At 65.7% G+C, this 18,365-nt stretch carries 19 protein-coding genes; 13 read left to right on the forward strand and 6 right to left on the reverse strand.

The features are described 5' to 3' along the window. Positions 1-5: 5 nt before the first annotated feature. Together UU9_RS06805 and UU9_RS06810 are read right to left on the reverse strand one after the other, a co-directional pair. Complete coding sequence (locus UU9_RS06805; RefSeq protein ID WP_007080997.1) at positions 6-989, reverse strand: cbb3-type cytochrome c oxidase subunit II; 984 nt, start codon at positions 987-989, stop codon at positions 6-8. Next, positions 986-2,401 carry a cbb3-type cytochrome c oxidase subunit I gene (locus UU9_RS06810; protein ID WP_007080998.1) on the reverse strand — a complete coding sequence of 472 codons (1,416 nt, stop codon included), beginning with the start codon at positions 2,399-2,401 and terminating at the stop codon, positions 986-988. Before UU9_RS06810 ends, UU9_RS06805 begins: the two co-directional genes overlap by 4 nt. 80 nt (positions 2,402-2,481) lie before the next feature. Here UU9_RS06810 and UU9_RS17880 point away from each other — a divergent pair, with 80 nt between their 5' ends. From UU9_RS17880 to UU9_RS06825, 4 genes are all read left to right on the forward strand, one after another. Then, complete coding sequence (locus tag UU9_RS17880) at positions 2,482-2,745, forward strand: hypothetical protein (RefSeq protein WP_156804216.1); 264 nt, start codon at positions 2,482-2,484, stop codon at positions 2,743-2,745. A gap of 181 nt (positions 2,746-2,926) precedes the next feature. Next, on the forward strand, positions 2,927-3,406 hold the full coding sequence (locus UU9_RS06815) for a VOC family protein (protein ID WP_007080999.1): 480 nt from the start codon (positions 2,927-2,929) through the stop codon (positions 3,404-3,406). A 255-nt stretch (positions 3,407-3,661) separates the two neighbouring features. Then, complete coding sequence (locus UU9_RS06820) at positions 3,662-4,429, forward strand: hypothetical protein (protein WP_007081000.1); 768 nt, start codon at positions 3,662-3,664, stop codon at positions 4,427-4,429. A 166-nt stretch (positions 4,430-4,595) separates the two neighbouring features. Continuing rightward, complete coding sequence (locus UU9_RS06825; protein ID WP_007081001.1) at positions 4,596-4,952, forward strand: DUF1428 domain-containing protein; 357 nt, start codon at positions 4,596-4,598, stop codon at positions 4,950-4,952. Positions 4,953-4,965: 13 nt separating this feature from the next. Here UU9_RS06825 and UU9_RS06830 read toward each other — a convergent pair whose 3' ends face one another. Further along, positions 4,966-7,302, reverse strand: coding sequence for a PAS domain S-box protein (locus UU9_RS06830; RefSeq protein ID WP_040670399.1), 2,337 nt, complete (start codon positions 7,300-7,302; stop codon positions 4,966-4,968). Positions 7,303-7,514: 212 nt separating this feature from the next. Here UU9_RS06830 and UU9_RS06835 point away from each other — a divergent pair, with 212 nt between their 5' ends. Both UU9_RS06835 and UU9_RS06840 read left to right on the forward strand, forming a co-directional pair. Then, a complete protein-coding gene (locus tag UU9_RS06835; protein ID WP_007081003.1) occupies positions 7,515-7,988 on the forward strand; it encodes a MarR family winged helix-turn-helix transcriptional regulator in 474 nt (157 codons plus the stop codon). 55 nt (positions 7,989-8,043) lie between these two features. Next, positions 8,044-8,466, forward strand: a complete 423-nt coding sequence (locus tag UU9_RS06840) for a DUF1398 domain-containing protein (protein ID WP_040670401.1) — start codon at positions 8,044-8,046, stop codon at positions 8,464-8,466. Positions 8,467-8,582: 116 nt separating this feature from the next. On the opposite strand, the gene UU9_RS06845 is transcribed toward UU9_RS06840, so the two are convergent. Together UU9_RS06845 and UU9_RS06850 are read right to left on the reverse strand one after the other, a co-directional pair. Next, on the reverse strand, positions 8,583-10,490 hold the full coding sequence (locus UU9_RS06845) for an NPCBM/NEW2 domain-containing protein (protein ID WP_007081005.1): 1,908 nt from the start codon (positions 10,488-10,490) through the stop codon (positions 8,583-8,585). 145 nt (positions 10,491-10,635) lie between these two features. Further along, positions 10,636-11,028, reverse strand: a complete 393-nt coding sequence (locus UU9_RS06850) for a GFA family protein (protein WP_007081006.1) — start codon at positions 11,026-11,028, stop codon at positions 10,636-10,638. A gap of 149 nt (positions 11,029-11,177) precedes the next feature. Between UU9_RS06850 and UU9_RS06855 the strand changes: the two genes are divergently transcribed. From UU9_RS06855 to UU9_RS06875, 5 genes are all read left to right on the forward strand, one after another. Beyond that, positions 11,178-11,828 (forward strand): DUF3348 family protein, encoded by a 651-nt coding sequence (locus tag UU9_RS06855; protein ID WP_007081007.1) that lies wholly within the window; start codon positions 11,178-11,180, stop codon positions 11,826-11,828. Between the two features lie 11 nt (positions 11,829-11,839). Beyond that, a complete protein-coding gene (locus UU9_RS06860; RefSeq protein ID WP_007081008.1) occupies positions 11,840-13,936 on the forward strand; it encodes a DUF802 domain-containing protein in 2,097 nt (698 codons plus the stop codon). Continuing rightward, complete coding sequence (locus UU9_RS06865) at positions 13,933-14,598, forward strand: OmpA family protein (protein WP_007081009.1); 666 nt, start codon at positions 13,933-13,935, stop codon at positions 14,596-14,598. The genes UU9_RS06860 and UU9_RS06865 overlap by 4 nt, the downstream gene beginning before the upstream one ends. Then, a complete protein-coding gene (locus UU9_RS06870; protein ID WP_007081010.1) occupies positions 14,588-15,109 on the forward strand; it encodes a DUF2894 domain-containing protein in 522 nt (173 codons plus the stop codon). Before UU9_RS06865 ends, UU9_RS06870 begins: the two co-directional genes overlap by 11 nt. Before the next feature lie 89 nt (positions 15,110-15,198). Then, positions 15,199-15,609, forward strand: coding sequence for an ester cyclase (locus UU9_RS06875; protein ID WP_007081011.1), 411 nt, complete (start codon positions 15,199-15,201; stop codon positions 15,607-15,609). Between the two features lie 5 nt (positions 15,610-15,614). Here UU9_RS06875 and UU9_RS06880 read toward each other — a convergent pair whose 3' ends face one another. Further along, positions 15,615-16,073 (reverse strand): MarR family winged helix-turn-helix transcriptional regulator, encoded by a 459-nt coding sequence (locus UU9_RS06880; protein ID WP_007081012.1) that lies wholly within the window; start codon positions 16,071-16,073, stop codon positions 15,615-15,617. 117 nt (positions 16,074-16,190) lie between these two features. Here UU9_RS06880 and UU9_RS06885 point away from each other — a divergent pair, with 117 nt between their 5' ends. Next, on the forward strand, positions 16,191-16,967 hold the full coding sequence (locus UU9_RS06885) for a ThuA domain-containing protein (RefSeq protein ID WP_007081013.1): 777 nt from the start codon (positions 16,191-16,193) through the stop codon (positions 16,965-16,967). A 138-nt stretch (positions 16,968-17,105) separates the two neighbouring features. Then, the gene (locus UU9_RS06890) at positions 17,106-18,326 is read left to right on the forward strand and encodes a PQQ-dependent sugar dehydrogenase (protein WP_007081014.1); all 1,221 of its coding nucleotides are present in this window, start codon (positions 17,106-17,108) and stop codon (positions 18,324-18,326) included. Positions 18,327-18,365: the final 39 nt, after the last annotated feature.

The raw sequence follows: 18,365 nt of genomic DNA on the forward strand, positions 1-18,365 counted from the left end.
CCTGCTCACGGGCCCTTGGCGCGCACGGCAGCCACGTCGGCCGCGGTCGCCGGCTTGGCGTGGTTGCCCCACGAGCTGCGCTCGTAGTTGACGATGTTGGCGATGTCCGCATCGCTCAACTGATCGGCGAACGGCGGCATCACGCTGCTGTAGGCCACGCCGCCGATGGTGACGCCGTGCGCACCTTGCAGCACGGTGTGGATGTGCAGGGTCGGATTGTCCGCATCCACCGCGGCGTTGCCCTTGAGCGGCGGGAACGCGCCGGGGATGCCTTCGCCGGTGGCCTGGTGGCAGGCGGAACAGTTGGCCATGAACAGGCTCTGGCCCTTGGCGGCGTCGTAGCTGTAGCCACCGCTGGCAGCCGCGGTTGGTGCCGGTGCCGCTGCGGGCGCCGCCGAGGTCATGCCGCCCATGCCGCCGTTCATGGCGTAGCCCGGCATCGGCGTCTGTTTCAGCGACAACAGGTAGGCCACCAGCGCCTTGGCCTGCCGGGTCGGGATCACCTCGCCCTGCTTCGGCGCAAACGCGGCCGGCACCGGCACGGCCGTCTCGCCGGGCGGCACGGTGGTCACCACATGGAACAGGAACTTGAAGTTAGGCATCACCGACTCGGGCACCACCGCGCGCGGGTCGAACAGGTGGATGTACTGCCACACGTCACTGGGTTTGCTGCTGCCGATAGTGGAGAGATCCGGCCCGGTACGCTCGGAGCCGAGCAGCTCCGGTGTCTGGTAGGCGAAATCGCCCGGCGCGGATGGACGGCCAAACACCTTGTCCTCGGCCAGCGGACGCACCTGCTGAGTGTGGCAATACGCGCAACCGTTGGCGGCGTACACCGCGCTGCCTTCCGCCTGCAAGGCCGTCAACGGCTTCACGCCCGGGCCCGGCGGGGTTTTCGACAGGTCGATGGCCGGGATCACCGCAATTCCCATCACGATGACGATGTAGACAAGCAGTGCGCCGCCGGCAATCTGCAGCAACTTTTTCATGCGGCGGCCCCCTCGGTGCGAGCCAGGATGGGCGAGCCGGCATTACCGGTCTGCCCCGACGTCATCCGCCACACGTTCCATGCAAACACGATGTGGGACAGGAACATCAGCAAGCCGCCGGCGCCGCGCCAGACCCAATACGGCGCCATGTCCGTCACCGACTGAATGAAGGGCCGCTGGTGCAGCCAGTCCAGCCCCTGGATGGTGCCGCCGATGGACAGCGCGATGACGTAGATGAAACTGCCCACCAGCGCCATCCAGAAATGCAGCGCAATGCCCAGCCGGCCGGGACTCTTGTGCGTAGCCAGCGGCAGCAGCGCATAGATGCCGCCCCACACCGCAAACGTGACGAAGCCATACATGGTCAGGTGCGAATGCCCGACGGTGAAGTTGGTGAGATGCCAGATCGCCTGCATCGAGCGGAACGCCTCGACCGTGCCCTGGGTCGAGCCGAACAGATAGCCGATCACGGCCACGAAAATGAACATCAACGGATACGAGTGCGTCATGTCGCGGTAACGCCCGCGCATCGTCAGCAGGTAATTCGCGCTGCCGCCCCACACCGGCACCAGCATCGCCACGCTGAACACGATCGCGGTGGTCTGCAACCACCACGGCAGCGGGCTGAACAGGAAATGGTGTCCGCCCAGCAGCGGGTAGAACAGCAGGTTGGTCCAGAACGCGAACACGCCCAGCGCATAGGAATAGATCGGGCGGCTGAGGATCTTCGGAATCGCGTAATAGAAGACGCCCAACGCCAGCGGCGTAAACCACATGCCTACCGCGTTGTGCATGTAGAAGCCGGAAATGGCGACCTGCCCCAGCCCATGCTGGTACCACGGCAGCGTGGCGACGATCGCGATCACGCAGGTCCACAGCACCCCGCATACCGTGTACCAGTTGGAAAGATAGATGTCTTCGGTGGTGCGTCGCGCCACCGTGCCGATCAGATTCCAGCCGGTCACCAGCAGCGCGGCCAGGAATACCAGCCGGATCGGCCACGGCCACTCGCGGTACTCCAGGTCGCCCCAGTTGTAACCCAGCTCCAGCGCGATGGTGCCGGCGACGGCGGCGAGGTTGAACAGCGCCAGGCCGATCCAGGCCAGCTTGATGCTGTACAGCTTCGTGCCGCTACTGCGCGCGGCCACGTAATACGCCAGCCCGACCAGGCCGATGCTGGCCCAGCCATAGAACGTGTCGTTGGTGTGGATCGGCCGCAATCGCCCGAAAGTCAGGTACTTCGCCGCCCAGAAATCCGGCGCACCGAATTTGAAGGCCAGCAGCAACCCCACCGCCGTGGCAAACAGCAGCCAGCAGGTGGCCGAAACGGTGTATGCCGAGAACACGGCGGCCAATGCGCGATCATCTTCCGCGCTCACCGCCGAATGCTGTGCCGTGACAGTTGCCTGCATCGTCCATCCCATCGCACGTGGTACGGCGTCCACGCGGGCGTCGGGGTCTGCGACCGTATACCCGTACGGAACACGCACCCATGATCTGGATCAGGAAATGCCAGGCCGCGCTCGGCACAGGCAGTGTCGAGCAGACATCTTGCGCGATCGCCTCGTCGTCATCTGGCAGACAATGGACGGCGCCGCTCGGCAGCAACCCGCATGTGCCACGACGGAAAAAACAAAACTTCGGGAGCGCCTCGGTTGCTCCTGCCACCGCGGGTTGGTCGGCCGCCATTGCCGCGGGAACGCGCGTGCGTGGCCCGCGTCGATCCACACGCGCGCCGTTCGTCGACATGGAGTAGGAGTGGAATGGCACTGACTCAAGCTCGTCATCCCCGCGAAAGCGGGGATCCAGCGTCTCTGGCAGCTTGAAGTCACTGGATTCCCGCTTTCGCGGGAATGACGAAAAGTGAGGCTTTTGCGTTCAAGTCAGTGCCATTCGAGTAGGAGTGCTTTCCGCCGCTTTCGACCCGGAGAACCCGCATGACCAGCAAGAACACCATTTGCCTTTGGTACGACGGCACCGCCCTGGACGCCGCCACCTTCTACGCCAAAACATTTCCGGACAGCGCCGTGGGCGCCGTGCATCACGCGCCGGGAGATTACCCGGCAGGCAAGCAGGGCGATATCCTGACGGTCGAATTCAATGTCATGGGCATTCCGTGCCTGGGCTTGAATGGTGGCCCGGCATTCCGGCACAACGAGGCGTTTTCATTCCAGGTGGCCACCGACGACCAGGCTGAAACCGACCACCTGTGGAACGCCATCATCGACAACGGAGGCCAGGCCAGCGAGTGCGGCTGGTGCAAGGACAAATGGGGCCTGTCGTGGCAGATCACCCCGCGCGCCCTGACCGCCGCGGTCACCGACCCCGACCCTGCCGCCGCCAGGCGTGCGTTCGACGCGATGATGACGATGACGAAGATCGACATCGCGGCGATCGAGGCCGCCCGCCGCGGCTGATCGCGGCCACATCACACCAGCTTCTTTCCCCCGCTCCGCGGGGAACGTGCCGAAGGCGGAAGGGCGCTCTTGCTCCTGATCCTTTGCGCCCTCACGCCCGCCCCTTGGCACGCGCACACAGCCATGACTCGGAGTACCGTCCCCGCCCCTGGGGCTCGAGAAGGAAGCATCCCCGGCATGTATGGGGGTTTCAGCGATTCGAGTAGATCCCGGCCGTGGTATCAATCAATGCGAGGGCTTGCGATGAAAAGATTGATGAACAACATGTTGGTGCTGACCGCCTTGCTGCTGCCGTTTCCGTTGATGGCAGCGAGTGCATTCGATGGCACATGGAAGATCGATGTCAGCAAGATCCACGGCTCCGGAACAGCGGAGGTGATGACGCTCAAGGACGGCTTGTACACCTGCAATTGCGCGCCGCCCATCCACATCAAGGCCGACGGCACTGACCAGCCCATCAGCGGGCGACCGGACATGGACCACATGGCCGTGAAGGTCGTCAACGACCACGTCGTCGAGCAGACTGCCAAGAAGGACGGCAAGGTCGTCTTCACCCGCACCTATACGGTGGCCCCGGACGGCAAGACCGCCACCTTCGTGGCCACGTCCGATCGCGGCAAGCACGCGACGTTCCATGGAACCCTGACGCGCGTGGGCGACGGGGCACCGGGTTCGAACGCCCTGGCCGGCTCCTGGCAGATTGCGAGCTACCAGAGCGCCTCGGAGAACAGGCTGACCTCCACCTACAAGGTCGACGGCGACACGGTGACCATGTCCAACAAGCTGGGTGAATCCTACACAGCCAAGCTCGGCGGCAAGCCGGTCGCTGTAGCGGGCGACCCGGACCATGACACCGTCGCGGTAAAAATGGTGGGGGATGCCCTGCAGGAGACCAACTACCGGGACGGCAAGCTCACTTCGATATCGAAGATGACGGTGTCGCCGGACGGCAAGCAGATGACCACCGTGTCCACCTACAAACCCACCAACCGCGGCATCACGCTGGTGGCCAACAAGCAATAGCGGAAAGCGTTCGTCGTTCCACCGGCGAAAGTCAGGCCAGTTGCCTGGCTTTCGCTCGGAATCAGTGCTGCAAATCGAAACCCGCAAGCTCCATGTCGATCCAGCGCGCTCGTTCGTCGATACAAGAAATCGGCCCCACCGCCCGCCGTAACCCAAGGAGGCAGCCATGTCCTACATCGACGGTTTCATCATCGCCGTGCCCAACGCCAAGCGCGAAGCATTCACCACGCACGCCACCACGTTCGACACCATCCTCATGGAATTCGGCGCCACGCGCGTCATGGAGTGCTGGGGGGATGACGTACCCGACGGCAAACTCACCGACTTCCGGCGCGCCGTGCAGGCCACGGAGGATGAGTCGGTGGTGTTCTCGTGGATCGAGTGGCCTGACAAGGCCACCCGCGATGCCGGCATGGCAAAGTTCATGAAAGATCCCCGGCTGGAAGGCGCCAGCGACATGCCGTTCGACGGCAAGCGGATGATCTTTGGCGGCTTCGTGCCGGTGGTCAGCTTGCCCGGTTAGCTCGCGCGACGCCCTATGCCAGCAACTGCGAGATCGTCTGCACCAGGGCATCCCCGCTATACGGTTTGAGCAGGACCTTGGTTCGCGAATCCAGCAGATCGGCATCCCCGTCGAAGCGACCGGTGGTGAAGACCACGGGCAACTCCGCGGTGGTTTTCCGGAGGGTCTTCATCAGATCGATACCGGAGGAACCCGGAAGCCTCAGGTCCGCGACCAGCAGATCGATCCGCTCGCGCCGATGCTTCTCGATGGCGGTTTCTGCCGAGCCCGCTTCCACGACGGCATACCCCCTCGATTCCAGCATGTCCTTGACCGTGGAGCGAATGGACACGTCGTCTTCGCACAGCAGGATCCTCGACCGTCCCGCATGGGTGGCGCGCGATGGCCGGGGCTGCGCGGAAAGCACCGTGTCGGCGGGCCGTCGCGTCGTCCGTGCGGAAAGCACCTCGCGCAGTTTCAGAGCCAACGCTTCCTGCGTATAAGGCTTGCTCAACAGCTCCACGCCCTCGTCGAGTCGGCCGGCGTGAACGATGGCGTTTTCGGTGTAGCCCGAGGTAAACAGCACAGCGAGATCCGGCATGCGCTCGCGCGCCTTGATGGCCAGCTCGGGGCTTCGCATCGTTCCGGGCATCACCACGTCGGTGAACAGCAGATCCAGCGCCACACCGCTTTCGACGATCGACAGCGCGCTGCGGGCATCGGGCGCCTGCAGGACGCGATAGCCGAGGTTGCGCAGCAGCGAGACAGCCGTCTCCCGCACCGCTTCGTCATCCTCCACCACCAGGATCGACTCGGTGCCCCCGCGCATCAGGTCCGGCGCGCTCGTGCCCTGCGCTTCCTCCGCCTGCATGCTGCGCGGGAGATAGATCTTCACGGTGGTGCCATAGCCCACTTCGCTGTAGATCTGGACATGCCCGCCCGACTGCTTGACGAACCCGTAAACCATCGACAGGCCGAGCCCCGTGCCGCTTCCTTCCGGCTTGGTGGAAAAGAACGGCTCGAACACCTTCTCCAGCAGATCCGCCGGCACGCCGCAGCCGGTATCCGTCACCGCAATGAGCACGTATTGTCCGGCCTTCACTTCATGTTGGCGACGGACGTATTGATCGTCGAGATAGGCATTGCCCGCCTCGATGGTCAGCCGGCCGCTGCCGTCCATCGCATCGCGCGCGTTGATGGCGAGATTCAGGATGGCGTTTTCCAGATTCGTCCGGTCGACGGACGTGTTCCAGAGCCCGCCACTGATGACGGTTTCGATCTCGATACCCTCCCCCAGCGTGTGCCGCAACAGGTCGTCCATGTCACGGACGAGCTTGCCGGGGTTCATGACCTTGGGCGTCAGCGGTTGGCGACGACCGAACGCCAGCAACTGCGAGGACAGTTTCGATCCGCGCGCCACGCTGGCCATGGCATTGGCAATCCGCCGCCTTGCCCGATCGTTGTCCGCAACGTCATCGTTGAGGAGTTGCAGGTTGCCGCTGATGACCTGCAGAAGATTGTTGAAGTCGTGCGCCACGCCGCCGGTCAGCTGGCCGATCGCCTCCATCTTTTGCGCCCGATGGAACGCCCGCCGCATCTCCTCCAGCGCCTCCTCGGCCCGTAGGCTTTCGGTCGCGTCGCGGGTGATTTTCGCAAAGCCGATCGGGTTGCCGTCGTTGTCGTCGACCCGGTCGATCACCACATGCGCCCAGAACAGGGAGCCATCCTTGCGCACGCGCCAGGCCTTGTTCTCGAAGCGACCGTGTTCCAGCGCATGCGCCAGGCCCCGCGCGGGTTCGCCGGCAGCCCGGTCGGACTCCGTATAGAACGTCGAGAAGTGCCGCCCGATGATCTCCTGTTCCCGGTAGCCCTTGATGCGCTCGGCACCCGTATTCCAGGAGTGAACATTGCCTTCCAGATCGAGCATGTAGATGGCGTAGTCGATGACCCCCTGCACCAGGCGGCGGAATTGTTCCTCGGTGAACTCGTGCGCATCGGCATCGGCGTTTTGCTGGGAAAGATCGTGCACGACCTCCCACCACCCCAGCAGCGTGCCGGTGGCATCGCACACCGGCTGGACCGTGATGGAAGCCGCAACGAACGAGCCATCCTTGCAGCGAAGCTCGCCCACGATCTTCCGACCGTCTACGCCGTTCTGGCACGCCGACCTGGCGTCCGACAACACCGCCATGTGCTGTTCGTGCGGATAGAGCGCCGTTACCGGCATGCCGACCGCATCCTGCCGCGAATAGCCGGTCAACCGTTCGGCGCCGCGGTTCCAGCTTTCGATGCGCCCCTCGGCGTCCACCATGTAAACAGCAACGTCTTCGAGCGATTCGACAAGGAGCCGATAGCGATCACCAATATCCACGAATTCTTCCCTCAGCGATCACACACGTCAGTTCGACTCTGCCTCCGCCTGAGCCACGGGGCGGTACGGCATGGGCTGACCGAAACCCAGACGATACAACGCGTGGGGACGATACGGACAGATTTGACCGTACCCCCGTCGCAGGAATGCTTGACATCATGTTTCCATGGAAACCATCATGGGTTCCACGGAAACCATGGGCAGGACCGAAGATGAAGGAACAGGCAAGCCGTGCGGTACCGGACAAGCCCCTCGAAATCCACCTGGGTTACTGGCTTCGACTTGTTTCCAATCATGTCTCGGGAAGCTTCGCCAGCGCCCTCCAGGTCAGGCAGCTTTCCGTCGCGGAGTGGGTGGCGCTGAACCATATCGAACGTCGCGCTGACATCACGGCGGCCAATCTGGCTGACGCCATGCACATGACCCGCGGCGCTATCTCGAAAATCGTCGACAAACTGGCGAGGAAACAGTGCATCGTGCGTGTGTCGAGTCCGCGGGACAATCGCGCACAACTGCTTTCGCTTACCCCGTCCGGAAAGCGCACCCTGCCGCGATTGCGGGCGATGGCCGACGACAACGACGAGCACTTCTTCGGCCGACTCGATACCGCCGAAAGGATCGAGTTGCGGCGACTGCTTCAAAAGCTGGCGGATGTTCACGCGATAGACACTGTACCGGTCGACTAGGCGGCGCCCCCAGCGTCACGGCTCGATCCCTTGCAACACACCCGGGAGGTACACGATGAGTGAGGCTATTTCCAACCTGCAGGTCGCACAGGAACGGGCGATGGCTGGACGTCCGCGTGTGGGCGGGTTCCCCTACCTGGCCGAAACCCTCAGGCGCGCCGGCGTAACGCGAAACGTGTGGCATTTGCCCGCATGCGCGAGCCTGTATCTGACGCAACTCGGCAGCGTGATGCAACAAGGCACGCCGCTGATGTCGGGGAGTTTCGACGTGCCGCCCTTTGACGAACAGGCGCTGGTGGCCGCGATCCGTGCGGATCAGGCTGGGGAAAGCACGTTTCCGCAATTCCTGCTGGCCGCCTGGCAGGCGGGCGTGATCCGCTATGAAGTCGATTTCGTCGAACGCCACGTGACCTATGAAGGCAGCCACGGGGAGTCGTACGTCGAGCGCTATCCCGCCCCACCGCCGGCGATCGGTTAGCGCCCGCTCCTCCGTCCGGCAGGCATTGCCTGCCAGCGCACGGTGGCGCAGGCCTCATCGTTCGAGCCGGTGCCGCCGATCATTTCCGAAACCAGCAGCCCGGGATTGCCCTGTCGTCATTCCCGCAACGCGGCATCGCCCCAGGTAACCACCAACGGCAGGTCGCTGCTGCTGGCATCGTTGCGCGCGACGAGCTCGACGATCTTCACGTTGGCGAGGTCGGCGGTCAGCGGTTGCGCCGCCTGCCCATAAGCCGCCGTCGCCTGCGCCAGCAGGTGGCCATCACCGAAAACCTGGAACACGACCTTGTCTTTCAGGTTGCGGGTGGAATCATCCACGCCCACCTTTGCCTCGAAGTGGCTGAAGCCGGCGGCTTTCACTTCCATGCGCGAATTGGCCAGGATGCCGATGCCGGAGGTGAAGACTGTTCCATCCACGGTCAACGCCTGGTCGTACGGTGTGGCATCGGCGCGGGCGCCGCCCCAGCCGCCGTAGCTCGGGCGCTCGCCACCATTGGTGGTGGCGCCCCACGGGTTGCTCATGCGATGGACGATCGGATCGGGCAAGGGTACGGCCACGCCATCGCGGGCGATGTTGATGGCGCCGGGTATTTCCGACAGGTACATGCCATCGGCAAGCTGCCGTTTTCCCTTCGCCTCGAATACGCGCGATTCGCGCGGCTGCAAGGTGAATGTCTGCTCGCCGCCCGTGAGCGTCATGGTCTTTTTCGACCACAGGTCGGTGAGCGCCACATCGCCCACCATCTTCAGCTGCGCGGGCGTGAGCGTGATCTCGGCGGGTCCCGAGCCGCGGTTGAGCAGCAGCACGGCCTTGGTGCCGGAATCGCTGAGCGTCTTGACGAAGATCTGCACGTCGTCCGAGTCGTAGGCCAGTACCGCCTGGTGGCCGCCGCGGTCCTGGTTGACCCGCACGATGTCCTTGTTTGACCAGATGCTCATCAGCGCCGGTGGCGCATTGCGCAGGTCGTAGCCGATGATCAGCGGGGCGTTGATCATGGCCCACAGCGAGAAATGCGTGCGCGCTTCGGTGAGGTGGTGCACGTCGAAATCGCCGTGGCCGACGAACAGCATGTCCGGGTCGTTCCAGTGCCCGGGGCCGGCGTACAGCGCGCGCGTCGAGGCGCTGTCGAAGGTGTGCAGCATGCGCCCCCACTGCGGCGTGATATCGCCGCTGGTACGCCACAGGTTGCCCACGTCCTTGCCCCACGACCGCACGTCGGCGGCGCCCCAGGCGCAGATGGAATAGACGTAGTCGCCATCGGGATTGCTGGCGGCCAGGGCATCGGCCACTTGCTGGTATAGCGCACGCACGGCCGGGATATCCGTGCGGTTGATGCTGGCCTGGTCAATCAGCGGCGGGTACACGTTGTACTTGTGCTGTTTCACCACAGGGCTGTCCGCCCCGTACACGTTGATGCCGCAGGCGTCGACCTTGATGTAGTCGAAGCCCCAATCGGCGAAATACAGTTTGATGTCCTGCTGCACATGGCCACGCAGGCCGATCTGCCGTTCGGCGGTGGTGCCCTCGGGCAGGTTGGGCGAATGCAGGTCGTACGCCTGCGAGCAGGAATTGCCGCCGATGTCGGTGTAGATGCCGGCCTTCAGCCCCATGCGGTGCAGTTTGTCGGTGAAGGGACGGAAGCTGGATGTCTCGCTGCCGCCAACCTTCGCCGACGGGAAGATCGCCGTGCGCACCTGCATGCGCCCGTCACTGGTGCGCCGCTTCAGCCACCAGCCGTCGTCGATGTTCACGTAGATGTAGCCCAGATCGCGCAGCCCGCTGTCGACCAGCACTTTCGCCGTGCCCATCACCTTGGCCTCGTCGACGTCGGTACGGAACGCGTTCCACGAATTCCAGCCCATCGGCGGCGTGGCGGCGCGCCCTGCCGTGGCGCCGGTCCAATGGCCTGCGGGAGCGAGTGGATCGGCGACGGGTTGAGCCGCCGTCGCGGACAGCGCGGTAACGGCAAACAGGGTGAAAGCGAGAAGCGTGGCCTTGAGCATGGGTCGTCTGTTTCCCTGATGGATTCGCGGCGAACGTTTGGGTTGTTTCATCAAACCTGGAGCAACGGATGATTGTACCCAGCCCTGCGGGATCAACCGGGATGGCGGTTGCAGATCGGCGCCGCCGACGTGAAGCAGCGCAACGCTAGTCCTCGTGCCGGCCTGTGTGCTCGCGATCGCGCGGGTAGTGATGCGCCAGCGCAAACGGCGGCAGCCAGTGTTCGCGGCGGATGGTCCAGTTCTCGTAGGTCGGTACCAGTTGATCGGGCGCATCCAGCGTCCCCAGGTGCACCTCGATCTCGTCGTCGAAGCGGGCGAAAACCGACGAGCCGCAGCGGGGGCAAAAGTGCCGCCCGGCGTAATCGTGCGTTTCGCCTTCGATGGCCACCGCGTCCTGTGGAAAGATCGCCGCCGCGTAGAAAAGCGCCCCATGGTGCTTGCGGCAATCGAGGCAGTGGCACAGCCCCACCCGGTAAGGTTGGCCCGTGGCGCGCAGGCGTACGTCGCCACACAGACAGCCGCCCGTGAATGCAGTCATGGCGCAACTCCTCTTCTTCGAATGCCGATGGACGGCGAGTATCCGAAATTGCCGGTCGCTTCGCCGTACAGGCCGGTCACGCCCGATAACACAAGGTCAACCGCCGACAGCCCCGGCCGGGTTAAACTGCCCGATTTGCCCCGGAAAACATGGCCCAAGCAGCACTCCGTCCGCCGGTTCGCGGGCCCACCTTCATCCGCCTGCTGGCACGCCTGGCCGAAACCGATCTGGCACCCGCCCGCCCGTCGCTGCCCGACCGGCTGGGCCAATGGCTGGATTGGAAGCACGCGTTGGCGCTGGCTGCCGCGCTCGACGCCCGGCCGGCCGAGCCCGCGATCGCCGCCGTGGCGCCGGACGACCTGCACGCCGAGTGCGCGCGGGCACGCGAGGTGCTGACGGCGGCGGTCGAGGATGCCCCGCTGCTGGCGCCTGCGGCGCCCGCCGAAGCGGACTACGCCGCGTTCCGCCAGCTCTGCCTCAGCCGCCAGCGCGCCACGCAGGCCGCCGTGGGTCGCCTGCGCGGCAAGCTGCGCGACGCGCTCGCGGCGTCACCCGGGATGGGCCAGCTGGCCGAAGTGGACGCCGCGATGGAGGTGGCGATCACCCCGCGCGAGCACACCTTGCTGGCCAAGGTGCCCGAGCTGCTGGGCCAACGCTTCGAACGCTTGCGTACCGCGGCGGACACCTCAACCACCTGGCTCGACAGCTTCCGCCGCGACATGCGCAGCGTGTTGCTGGCCGAGCTGGATCTTCGTTTCCAACCGGTGGACGCGCTGCTCGCGGCGCTACGCACCTCCTGACCCGGTACACCATGTTCAAACGATTGCTTCTTCTTTCCGTGTTCACGCTGGGCCTCGCCGCCATCGGCTGGATCGTCATCGGCTACGTCGGCAACAACCCATTGGGCACGGCCATCGCCGTGCTGATCGGCGCCGGCTATCTCGCCGGCGCGTTCGAGCTGTTCCGCTACCGGCAGGCCACCGCCACGCTGCATCAGGCGGTGGATGAACTGACCGAGCCACCTACCGAGCTCGGCCCTTGGCTGGAACGCCTGCATCCCAACCTGCGCCACGCCGTGCGCCTGCGCGTGGAAGGCGAGCGCAGCGCGCTGCCGGCGCCGGCGATGACGCCGTACCTGGTCGGCCTGCTGGTGTTGCTGGGCATGCTCGGCACCCTGCTCGGCATGATGGCCACGCTGCGCGGCACCGGCACGGCGCTGGGCAGCGCCAGCGACCTGCAGGCGATCCGCGGCTCGCTGGCCGCGCCGGTCAACGGCCTGGCGTTCGCCTTCGGCACCTCCATCGCCGGCGTCGCCAGCTCGGCCATGCTCGGCCTGCTCTCGGCGCTGGTCCGCCGCGAGCGGCTGGAAACGGTGCAAGCGCTGGATGCCCGCATAGCCACCACCTTGCGCATCCACTCGCAGGCACACCAGCGCGAGGCCTCCTTCCGCCTGCTGCAACAACAGGCCGCCGCCATGCCCGCCCTGGTCGAGCGCCTGCAGGCGATGGCCGCGACGCTGGAGCAGCAAGGCGCCGCCGCCCACGAGCGCCAGCACGCCGACCGCGAAGCTTTCCATCGCCATACCGAAGAGGCGTACACGCGACTGGCCCGCTCGGTCGAGCAGTCGCTGCAGACAAGCGTGGTCGACAGCGCGCGTACCGCCGCCAGCGTGTTGCAGCCGGTGGTCGAATCCACGCTGGCCAGCCTGGCCCGCGAGAGCACCGCCATCCAGGCCAGCGTGGGCGACGCCGTGCAGCGCCAGCTCGATGGCCTCACCACCGGTTTCGATACCACTGCGCGCACCGTCACCGGCATCTGGAACGACGCGCTCGCCCAGCACCGGCAGACCAACGAGGCCCATGCAAAGGATCTTGGCAACGCCCTCGCCCGCTTTGCCGACACCTTCGAGCAGCGCTCGTCCACCTTGCTGGACGGCGTCGCCACCCGCCTGGACGCCAGCGCCGACCGCGCGGCCGACGCCTGGCAAAACGCCCTGTCGAAACAGGACGCGGTCCACGCCGAACTGGCCGAAGGCAACCGACAGGCACTGGCCGCCGCCAGCGAAACCTTCGAGTCGCACGCGGCCGCACTGGTGCAGGCGGTCGACCGTTCGCATGCGGAATTGCAGGCGGCGCTTGAGAGCCGTGACGGCGAACGCCTGGCCGCCTGGGCGCAGAAACTCGACGCCCTCAGCACCGAACTGGGCACTCGGTGGGAAGCGGCCGGCGACGCTACTGCCAGCCATCAACAAGCCATCTGCGACACGCTGGAACAAACCGCCGGCGCCATCGCCACGCAAACTGAAGCCGCCGCCAGCAAGACTCTCGCGGAAATCGCCCGCCTGGTCGAAGCAGCCTCCGAAGCGCCGCGCGTGGCCGCCGAAGTCGTCGGCGAGCTGCGCCAGAAACTCTCCGACAGCATGGTCCGCGACACCGCCATGCTGGAAGAGCGCAGCCGCCTGCTGGCCACGCTGGAAACCCTGCTCGACGCCGTCAACCACGCCTCCACCGAACAACGCAGCGCCGTCGACGCCCTGGTCAGCACCTCGGCCGATCTGCTCGACCGCGTGGGCACCCGCTTCGCCGCCCAGATCGAAACCGAAACCGGCAAGCTCGACACCGCCGCCGCACAAGTCACCGCCAGCGCCGTCGAAGTCGCCAGCCTGGGTGAAGCGTTCGGCGCCGGCGTGGCGCAATTCGGCCAGGCGAACGACGCGCTGATGGAACGCCTGCAACAGATCGCCGGCGCCCTCGACAACTCGCTCACGCGCAGCGACGAGCAACTCGCCTACTACGTGGCCCAGGCGAAGGAAGTGGTCGAGCTCAGCGTGCTCTCGCAACAACAGATCATCGCCGACATGCAGCAGCTCGCCGACCAGCGTGCGCCGGGCAAGGCGGCGAAGGCATGAGCGACGACGTCGAAGCCGACGCCGAATCCACCGCCCCCATCTGGGCCTTCGGCGACCTGATGTCGGTGCTGCTGGGCGCGTTCGTGCTGATCCTGGTTGGCGTGATCGGCGTGCAGTTGCAGCTGTCGCACAAACTTGAAGTCGCCGAGCAGCAACGCCAGGCCGAACTGCAACGCCGCACCACGCTGGAACAGGCGCTGGCCACGCCGCTGGCGCAAGGCCGCGTGACCCTGGTGAACGGCCGCATCGGCATCCGCGGCAACCTGCTGTTTGCACTCAACTCCGACCAGTTGCAGCCGGACGGCCGCCAGCTCATCCAGAGCCTCGCCACACCGTTGGCGCAGTACCTGCAATCACGCGACGAATTGCTGATGGTCAGCGGCTTCACCGACGACCAGCCCGTGCACGGCGACAACCGCCAGTTTGCCGACAACTGGGAGCTTTCCGCCCAGCGCGCCCTCACCGTCGCCCGCGCGCTGATCGCCGCCGGCGTACCCGCCAACGCCGTGTTCGCTGCCGCCTTCGGCGCGCAGCAACCGGTCAGCGCCAACACCGACGAAGCCGGCCGCGCAAAAAACCGCCGCGTGGAAATCGCCCCGATCCCCCGCTCCTCGGCCGCCAACGTCGCGCCGGAAGACGCCGATACCGGCCATGCCCGCTGACACCACCTCGGCCATCCACGCGCAGCTGATTGCCGCCATGGAACAGCGCGCCGCCAACCTTGGCGGCGAAGCGCGCCGCGCCCTGGAAACGCGATTGGCCGAGCTGCGCGCAGCCGACACCGCCGCGCTCGACAAAACACCGCCCGCCCCGTCGCAGCCAGGCCTGCGCGACCTCGTCGCGGATCTCGCCCGCGAACCCTCACCACAAACCGCTGCGTATCCGGACATCCCTGCCCTCGCCGATTTCCGCCAGCTCTGGTCCACCCTCCGCGCCGACAGCCAGCTGCAGCAGTCCGTCGCCCACACCGCCACCGACGCCGGCCCGCTCAACTCCACCGCGCTGGCCAGTCGCGCCATCGCACTCATGCGCGAACTGTCACCCGCCTACCTGCGCGCTTTTCTGGCCTACGTCGATGACCTCGCCTGGCTGGAGCAGATGGAGCACCCAGGCACCAGTGCAGGGTCTGTTACCACCCGGAAGAGGCGCGCCCGACGCAAGCCTCGGGACTGAGCACCCGTCATCGACAGACCCGCCTGGCGTCGCTGAATTTATACAGTTGCACTGTACAATTTGAACCAGCGAACAAACAGGAGCGTGCGATGTCGTCCGATGCCATCAAGGCCGTGGTGCGACGGTTCAATGAAGAAGTGATCGCCAAGGGCGACCGTGCGTCGTTCGATGCGTTGATCCACCCGGATTTCGTCAACCGGTCGGCCCCAGCGGGTGCGCCGGATGGGCCGGAAAGCCTGTGGAACACGTTCGAGCACGTGCTGCGCCCGGCGCTGGGCGAGCTGCGCGTAACCATCCACGATCAGGTCGCCGAGGGCGACAAGGTCACCACGCGCAAGACCGTGAGCGGCACCCACGTCGGCACGCTGTTGGGCATGGAGGCGACTTGGCGGGCGGTCGCGATCGACGTGATCGACATTGTTCGTGTCGTCGACGGACGCTACGCCGAGCATTGGGGGTTGAACACGCTGGCGGCGGTACTGGCGCAGTTGAAAAACTGACCGGCTCAGTCGTCCGCGGCGGCGCTGATCCGGTTGAGCAGTTCGATCGATGCACGCAGCCGCTGCTGCTCCGCCGCCGAGAGCGTGGCTTCGACAAGCTGGCCGATCCGCGCGGCGCGGGCGTCGCGATCACGGCGTACCCGGGTGCGGCCCTTGCCGGACAGCGACAACAACCAGCTGCGCCGATCATCCGGATCCGGTCTGCGCTCGATCAATCCATCCGCCACCAGTTGCGCCGCCGCGACACGCATCGACTGATGCGTCACATTGCGCCGTTGCGCCAGGGCCGCCACGTTCATCGCCCCCTCGCGCTCAAGCAGGCCAAGCACGTCGGATTGCGCGGATTTTTCGGTAGCCGTCCTTTTGCGAATCGCCCGCACGAACGTACCGACGGCGTGTCGCAGCTCCTCGGCCAGGGCCGCGGGATCGGTGGAGGGAGGGTTTTCAGTTTTTCGTGCGGCCATGGCTTGTCTGCGGTATTCCCTGACCCGGTACCGTAATGGACGTCGATACCCGGCGTCCTCTGTTCCGGCGCATGACGGTGAAGTGCATCCGGCGCCAAAGCAAGTCACACTCGACGCATGAAAACCATCCCCGCGCTGCTCATCACCCTGCTACTGGCCATGGCCCTGCTGCCCGGCTGCACATCACCGGCCACCGACGCGCTCGGCAAGACAAGCGCCAGCGCGACGCCCGCGGAAACCCCGCACATCCTGGTGTTCACCCGCACAGCCGGCTACCACCACGAGTCGATTCCCACCGGCGTGCAGACGCTGCGCGAACTGGGGCAAGCGGAGGGCATCGAAGTGACGCAAAGCGATGACCCGTCCCTGTTCAACGACGCCAGCCTGGCCCGCTTCGATGCGGTGGTGTTTCTCAGCACCACCGGTGATGTGCTCGACGATACCCAGCAGGCGGCGTTCGAGCGCTACATCGGCAAGGGCGGCGGTTACATGGGCGTGCACGCCGCGGCTGACACCGAGTACGACTGGCCCTGGTACGGCCGCCTCGTCGGCGCCTGGTTCCATAGCCATCCCAAGGGGCTGCAGACCACCCTGGTGCGGTTCGAGGGCGACGAAGCCGCGCTGGCACCTGACTGGCAAACCACCGACGAGCTGTACAACTACCGCAGCAACCCGCGCGCCGACGTCAACGTGATCGCCACCGTGGACGAAAGCCGTTACCAGGGCGGCACGATGGGCGCCGACCACCCGATCGCCTGGTGCTCGAACCGCCTGGGTGGACGTGCCTGGTACACCGGCCTCGGGCACACCGACGCGCAATACGCCGATGCCGTCTTCCGCGCGCACCTGTTGCGTGGCTTGCGCTACGCGATCGGCCGCGCGAACGCCTGCTGATGGCCTGCCGATAGGGGCAGTTTCGACCCGGTACCGGAAAATGCACACTGCCCCGCGCTTTCGCCGGGTCGAGGCGTCGCCGCGGACAACCCCACCCCATTAAGATGTTCGATCATCCGGACGCAAGGACATATGCAAATGATGAAGCTGGCGAACGCGGTCTTTCTTGCGGCTCTGCTCACAAGCACGGCCCACGCGCAGACCAACGCAGGCGAGCAGCCCGCCGATCCCAACCTCCCCTTCACCATCACCAAGGTGGCAAGCTTCGACCTGCCCTGGCGGATCGCCTTCCTGCCCGATGGCCGCATGCTGGTGACCGAGAAAGTCGGCCGCGTCCAGCTGGTCACGCCGCAGGGCGACAAGACCGAACTCAAGGGCGTTCCGGCCAGCTGGTTCCAGGGCCAGAACGGCATGCTGGGCGTCTATCTCTCGCCCCATTACGCCAAGGACCACAACGTGTACCTCACCTATGTCGCACCGGGTGAGTACGGCGGCGGCCTGGCGCTGGGCCGTGGCCAGCTGGTGCTGGATGACAAGCAACCCCGACTGGACAACTTCCAGGTGCTGTGGCACCAGATGCCCACCGGCAAGGGCGGCCAGGCGGGCGCCGCGGTGGCGTTCTCGCCGGATGGCAAATACCTCTTCCTCACCGTGGGCGACCGCCAGCGCTTCACCCCCGCGCAGGATCCCGACCAGCCGGTCGGCAAGATCCTGCGGCTGACGCTGGACGGCAAACCCGCGCCCGGCAACCCGTGGGCCGGCAAGGTCGGTGCCCGCAGCATCCCGCTGATCGATCCGCCGGCCGACACCGAAGCGGCCAAGAAAGCGCCGGTGGTCAGCACCTATACCTTCCCCGGCCCCAACCTCACGCCCGCCGAGACCTGGAGCACCGGCCACCGCACACCTTATGGTCTTGCTTTCGGACCGGATGGCCGGCTGTGGGAACTCGAGCATGGCCCGCGCGGCGGCGACGAGCTGAACCTGATCAAGCGTGGCAAGAACTACGGCTGGCCATTGGTCTCGTATGGCGTCAACTACGACGGCGTACCCATCCCCAGCCCCGACACGCGCCCCGATCTCGTCAAACCCGTGATCTATTGGGTACCGATCATCGCGCCGGGCAACATCATGTTCTACAAGGGCAGCATGTTCCCGCAATGGAACGGCAGCGCCCTGATCAGCGGCCTTGCCAGCGAAACCATCATCCGCGTCACCTTCGACGCCAAGGGCGGCGCCACCGCCACCAACCGCTGGGACGTCGGCAAACGCGTCCGCGATATCGAAGAAGCGCCGGATGGCTCGCTGTGGATGGTGGAGGACGCCAAACCGGGCGGGTTGTATCGGCTTACGCCGAGGTGATTTGAGGGGAGTGGTCGGCGCTGAATGAAGGGCAGGTTC

It is taken from the genome of Rhodanobacter fulvus Jip2, assembly GCF_000264315.1.
GTDB lineage: Bacteria > Pseudomonadota > Gammaproteobacteria > Xanthomonadales > Rhodanobacteraceae > Rhodanobacter > Rhodanobacter fulvus.